Raw genomic sequence first — 2,366 nt, forward strand, 5'->3', positions numbered from 1 at the left:
TCTATTGCAAAAAACAGCTCACCTCTTAATTCGTACTTTGGTGTATTGAACGCAATCTCACCATTCCAATGTTCTATGGAGTATTCGATTTTTGCACATGTAAAACCCAAATGCTCTTCGATTGCCGAAATTTTCTGAATCAATACGACATCAATTTCTGCCGGACCTGTGAAATTCATATCTTCATCGTAATCATACCTTACCGGTATACTCATTGGTATTTCTATCGTTTCACCAATTGTATATGTGGTCCTATCTTCAGGCAAAACGGGAAAATCCAAGATTGCATCAGTGACAAGCTGCCCGTTTTCAATCTTGAATACACCATCCGGTGGTTGTGCAAAATTTTTTCTTCCCTTTGGTGTAAAAACGATTTCGGGCACAAGAGTGATTAGATCATCTGGTGGGGGCAGATCACTGTCAACCGTTTCCCAGGAAAAAGACATCTCTTGGGAGCTTTTCTCAATTTCTTGCAATTTTGAAATCACAACCCACTCTCTGCGGTGCCTTTGCCCTAACCAGATAAAATAAACGGCTTCATTGTAAGGTTTAAATTGTAAGGTGATTTCCTGTGCCTGTGTGGATATTACCCAAAAGAACACCACTATAACATAACGGCTCATCTTTTTATGACTATTGTTCACTTGCCGGTTCTCCTTTGTATGGCTCGTAGCCTAATACTCTCAGTTTCTTCCAGTAATGGTGTCTGTGAATTTCTCCAGATTGTCTTAAAAAGTCCTGATAACCTTTACTGATATCAGAAACAACAAAACCTTCTTCTATAGCAAAATGTAATGTACCTTCAATATTTAGGAAAAAATTTCTTCCCTCATGATCTGTGTACTTACTATCAATGCTATATTCGATTCGTGCACAATGATATCCTAAGAAGTCCTCTGTACTGATAATTCGCTGTGTAAAATTACCTGGGCTAACATACCAGTTATCATCAACATTTACCGATTTAGCATATTTTGACTCTCTCCCTGACATGTCAAATAAGAAAGGTGTTTTTATGGTTAAACTTATCTCTTCACCTATTTTGAATTCATTCCTTTCATTAAAAAATGGGAATAACAACATAGTTTCACGGTACAAAATTTCAATACCTATACCGGGTACTTGTTCTCGAAAATCATAATCCCAAAAACCTATTATTCCGTAAGCAGAATGGGGATACATCGATCCACCAGTTTTATATCTGGAAGGTCCTGCAGCCCTTCTATTAACATTTGATACTTCCATTTCAAAATGAACATTATTCTTATCATAATCCACCATTTCTAAAATTTTGGCTCTTCCCATGCTTTTCATTTTATCAGGAAAAGATGGGCTCTCATAGTCATAATAAGAATAGTATATGATCCTATTAAACGGTTTAAAAACAAGGTTAATTTGATTTTCAGCTATTGATTTACACTGCGTAATTAGAATGATTATTAGTAGTAATACTTTCATGGTCGCTCCCAATTCTCTTTATTGATACGTAACCTGTTCTGCACATCACTTGGAGCATTATTCCAGATAGCAATGTTATGAAGATAAACAGGTGTAGTCAAAAATCGCGATACACCATCACCTCCACTTTTTCGTTTCCCACCCCGATTAGGAGGACCAAATGGTCCATCTTCCATACTACTTCCGTTTGGTGCAGATACTTTATGCCCCCAACGCCCTAACCAAGATGTGAAGAAATCATCATTGTAATCCAAAGATAGCCAATTAATGCCCATTATACCTGTTTCAAATGTACCGGTTTCTTCTTTTAATGCAGGTATTCTAGCATACTGTGGAAAATCACCCAACTTGCCTCTAACAATGCCGACACCAAATTCACCATCCGAAAAAAACATTGCATGAGTACCTCTCGCGATGTAAACGCTTGGTCTATGATCTTTGTGTATTACAAATAATTGTTTGCGCCTCGGATTTGGATCATGTTCTTCATCAAAACGATTCCATTCAACAGTTTGTCCGTAATAATGCTGTGAAGCAAACATTCCTAACGGGGCAACCCAATTCTTCTTGAACCCGATATCACCATGTCGATCATCCCTTTTAACTATAGCTAATTGACAGAATTCTATATCTCCTTCGTGATAAGATTCATCAATTGAAAAACCCGGAGCAACTGTAGCACTCCAACTTTGAAAAAACCAGTACTGTATAAAAATATGATTCTCAGAATCGGTAGTATTCACTGAAAACAGCACTGTGGGTACGTCATCTAAAAGTTTTCTATCCAATAAAACATCTTCTGGTTCATAGTTCGGATCATATGGGTTACGTCCCTCAGGCTGCATGCTCAAATAGTGGTTTATTGTTGAATGATTAAGAAGCATCTCTTTAGTAGGAAATGCAGCAAT

Annotated in this window: 3 protein-coding genes; all 3 read right to left on the reverse strand. The window is 37.4% G+C overall.

Annotated features, from left to right (window positions below):
• Positions 1–644, reverse strand: a 644-nt coding sequence (locus QA601_18780) for a hypothetical protein (protein MDG5817148.1), incomplete at its 3' end; no start/stop codon positions are given.
• Positions 634–1,458 (reverse strand): hypothetical protein, encoded by an 825-nt coding sequence (locus QA601_18785; protein ID MDG5817149.1) that lies wholly within the window; start codon positions 1,456–1,458, stop codon positions 634–636. The genes QA601_18785 and QA601_18780, both read right to left, overlap by 11 nt.
• A partial coding sequence (locus tag QA601_18790) for a hypothetical protein (protein MDG5817150.1) occupies positions 1,455–2,366 on the reverse strand: 912 nt, incomplete at its 5' end. The genes QA601_18785 and QA601_18790, both read right to left, overlap by 4 nt.

It is taken from the genome of Chitinispirillales bacterium ANBcel5, assembly GCA_029688955.1.
GTDB lineage: Bacteria > Fibrobacterota > Chitinivibrionia > Chitinivibrionales > Chitinispirillaceae > Cellulosispirillum > Cellulosispirillum alkaliphilum.